The sequence below is a fragment of the Streptomyces panacea genome (assembly GCF_040560175.1).
In the GTDB taxonomy this organism is placed as follows: domain Bacteria; phylum Actinomycetota; class Actinomycetes; order Streptomycetales; family Streptomycetaceae; genus Streptomyces; species Streptomyces panacea.
Window position 1 is genome coordinate 1 of sequence record NZ_JARJHW010000334.1, and the last position, 3,381, is coordinate 3,381.

Annotated in this window: 3 protein-coding genes; all 3 read right to left on the reverse strand. The window is 73.7% G+C overall.

Annotated elements, in window-relative coordinates; all coding sequences use genetic code 11:
- Positions 1-1,355, reverse strand: a 1,355-nt coding sequence (locus P3L51_RS35585) for an acyclic terpene utilization AtuA family protein (protein ID WP_354609504.1), incomplete at its 3' end; no start/stop codon positions are given.
- On the reverse strand, positions 1,352-2,143 hold the full coding sequence (locus tag P3L51_RS35590) for a TIGR03084 family metal-binding protein (protein WP_354609505.1): 792 nt from the start codon (positions 2,141-2,143) through the stop codon (positions 1,352-1,354). The genes P3L51_RS35590 and P3L51_RS35585, both read right to left, overlap by 4 nt.
- Before the next feature lie 90 nt (positions 2,144-2,233).
- A complete protein-coding gene (locus tag P3L51_RS35595; RefSeq protein WP_435594600.1) occupies positions 2,234-3,250 on the reverse strand; it encodes an EamA family transporter in 1,017 nt (338 codons plus the stop codon).
- Positions 3,251-3,381 lie beyond the last annotated feature (131 nt).

Here is a 3,381-nt window from a genome sequence, read left to right on the forward strand (position 1 = left end):
GGTGTTGTCATTCTGATGCGTTCACCGCCGGGCAGCACGGCCGTGTGCGGGACGCCGGCCGCGTCCACGTACGCCGCCTCGAAGACGCCGTACGGCGCGCCCTTGCCGGGCGGCGCCGTGACATGGAAACCGGGGTAGCTGCCCAGCGCCAGCTCGATCGCCGCGCCGCTGACCGCCCGGCCGACGGCGTCGGGGTCGCTGTCGCGAACGACCAGCCGCAGCAGGGCACTTGCCGTCTCCTCGCTGGCGGCGTCCGCGTGGTCGGTGCGGGCCAGCTCCCAACGGACGTCGGCGGGCGGCCGGGCGGCCAGCGCGTCGGTGACCTGCTCGCGCACCAGCCGCGCCTTCGCGTCGATGTCGAGGCCGGTGAGGACGAACACGATCTCGTTGCGCCAGCCGCCGATCCGGTTCAGCCCGACCTTGAGCGTGGGGGGCGGTGCCTCGCCGCGTACGCCCGAGATCCTGACCCGGTCGGGACCGTCCCCGGTGATCCGTACGGTGTCGAGCCTGGCCGTCACGTCGGGTCCCGCGTACCGGGCTCCCCCGGTCTCGTACAGCAACTGCGCCGTGACGGTGCCGATGTCGACGATCCCGCCGGTGCCGGGGTGCTTGGTGATGACGGCGGAGCCGTCGGCGTGGAGTTCGGCGAGCGGGAAGCCGGGGCGGCGGACGGCGTGTGCGTCGTGGTCGCCGAAGAAGGCGTAGTTTCCGCCGGTGGCCTGGGTGCCGCACTCCAGGACGTGCCCGGCGACGACCGCGCCCGCGAGCGCGTCGAGGTCGCCGGGATCATCGAGGCCCCAGCCGAAGTGGGCGGCGGCGGGTCCGGTGACCAGGGCCGCGTCCGTGACCCGGCCCGTCACCACCACGTCGGCGCCCGCGCGCAGGCACTCCGCGATACCGGCGCCGCCGAGGTAGGCGTTGGCGGTGAGCACGCCCTCGCCCCACTCGCGACCGCCCGTCAGCAGGTCGTCGCCCTCGACGTGCGCGACGCGGACGGGGACGCCTACGCGCTCGGCGAGTTCGCGTACCGCGCCGGCCAGCGCGGCCGGGTTCAGCCCGCCCGCGTTGGCGACGATCCGCACTCCGCGTTCGTGCGCGAGCCCGAGCCCTTCCTCCAGCTGCCGCAGGAAGGTCTTGGCGTAGCCGGAGTCCGGGTTCCTCAGCCGGTCGCGGCCGAGGATGAGCATGGTCAGCTCGGCGAGGTAGTCGCCGGTGACGACATCGAGGGGGCCGCCGGTGAGCATCTCGCGCAGCGCGTCGAAGCGGTCGCCGTAGAAGCCGGAGGCGTTCCCGATCCGCAGGACATCCGGGGCGGCGGTCGACCCCGCGCCGGTCGTCGTGACGTTCCTCGTCATGCCCTCTTCGCCGCCCGTCCGGGACCGGCGGGGCCCGCGAAGGCCTGCGCGATGTCCAGCCACCGGTCGGCGTCCGCGCCCTCGGCCCGTACGGAGAGGTCGGCGCGGTGGGCGCGCTGTGTCACGAGCAGACAGAAGTCGAGCGCGGGCCCGGTGACGCGCTGGCCGGCGCCCTCGGGGCCGTATGTCCACAACTCCCCCTCAGGGGAGGTGAGTTCCACCCGGAACGGCTCGGCGGGCGGCTGCTCGCCACGGACGAGGTAGGCGTAGTCGCGGGCCCGTACGCCGATCCAGGCCACATGCCGCAGCCGCGCGGTCGGCTCGCGCCGTACGCCGAGGGCGTCCGCGATGTCCTGGCCGTGCGCCCAGGTCTCCATCAGACGCGCGGTGGCCATCGACAGCGCGCTCATCGGCGGCCCGTACCAGGGGAATCGCGCACCGGCGGGTGCGGAGCGCAGCGCCCGCCGGAGCCGTTCGCGGCCTTCGCGCCAGCGGGCGAGGAGTTGGCCGGGCGGCAGTACGGCGCCGGCCTCGGCGCCCTCGTCCACGAAGGTCCCGGGGGCGGCGAGGGCCTTCGCCGCCTCGTCGGCGAAGGCGGCCTCGTCGGTCACGGCGAGGAGGGAGGCGCGGTCGGTCCAGGCGAGATGGGCGATCTGGTGGGCGACGGTCCAGCCGGCCGCCGGGGTCGCGAGCGACCAGCCCGTTTCGTCCAACTCGGCCACGAGCCGGTCGACTTCCTCGCTCTCGCTGCGCAGATCGTCGAGGAGGGGCGCGGCAGGGTCGGACACGGGATGCGCTCCGATCGGGCTCTCGGGACACGGCGTCGTACGTGTCCCGGAGCATGGCAGCGCCCGGAGAAACAAGCAAGCGTGCTTGCTTTACTCCTTCATGCCCTTGAGATCCTTCAGCTCCTTCAGATCCTTCAGCTCCGCGAGGTCTTCCAGGCCCGCGAGCCGCCTCTCGGCCTTGCGGGTGCGCGCCTGCGTCCGGACCGCACCCATGCTCGCCGCGATGACCAGTGCGATCGCCAGGGCGTCGGTGAAGGAGAGGCCCTGGCTCAGGAGGAGGAAGCCGGCCATGGCGGCGACGGCCGGTTCGACGCTCATGAGGATCGCGAACGTCGGCGCGGGCAGCCGCCGCAGGGCGAGCAGTTCCAAGGTGTACGGCAGGACCGACGACAGCAGCGCGACCGCGAGGGCCAGCCCGACCGTGGACGGCACGATCAGCTTCGAGCCGGCCTCCATGACGCCCAGCGGCAGGGTCAGCACGGCACCGAAGGCCATGGCGAGCGCGAGCCCGTCGGCCTGCGGGAAGCGCTGCCCGATCCGGGCACTGAAGACGATGTACGTGGCCCACATCACCCCGGCCCCGACGGCGAACGCCGCGCCCACCGGATCGAGCCGGTCGAATCCGCCACCACTGAGCAGCAACACACCCACCAGCGCGAGCCCGGCCCACAGGAGGTTGCCGAGCCGGCGGGAGGCGATCACGGAGAGGGCGAGGGGGCCGAGGACCTCCAGGGTCACGGCGGCGCCCAGCGGGATGCGGTCGGCGGCCTGGTAGAAGAGGAGGTTCATCGCCGCCAGCACGCCACCGAAGACCAGCACGGTGCCCCAGTCGGCGCGCGAGTGGCCACGGACCTTGGGCCGGCAGACCACGAGCAGCACGACGGCGGCGAGCACGAGCCGCAGCGTCACCACACCGACGGCGCCGGCGCGCGGCATCAGCAGGACGGCGATGGCGGCGCCGAACTGCACGGAGACGACACCCCCGAGGACGAGCGCGACGGGCCCGAGCGCCCGCCGCCCCTTCTCCGCCGGGGCCCCGGCGGCCACCCCCGCGGCCTCGGGTGCGGAGACGGTGACACCGACGGCTGCGGTACGCGGCTCATCCACGGGGGACCTCCTCCAGATCGATTAGGGCAGCACAATGGACTGCGGGATCTAACATACTGCACTCACAACGCGCCGTTCACCGAGCCGGGTGGCCGACGCGCGGAGGGCGGCGCGCGGCCATGCGGAGGTCG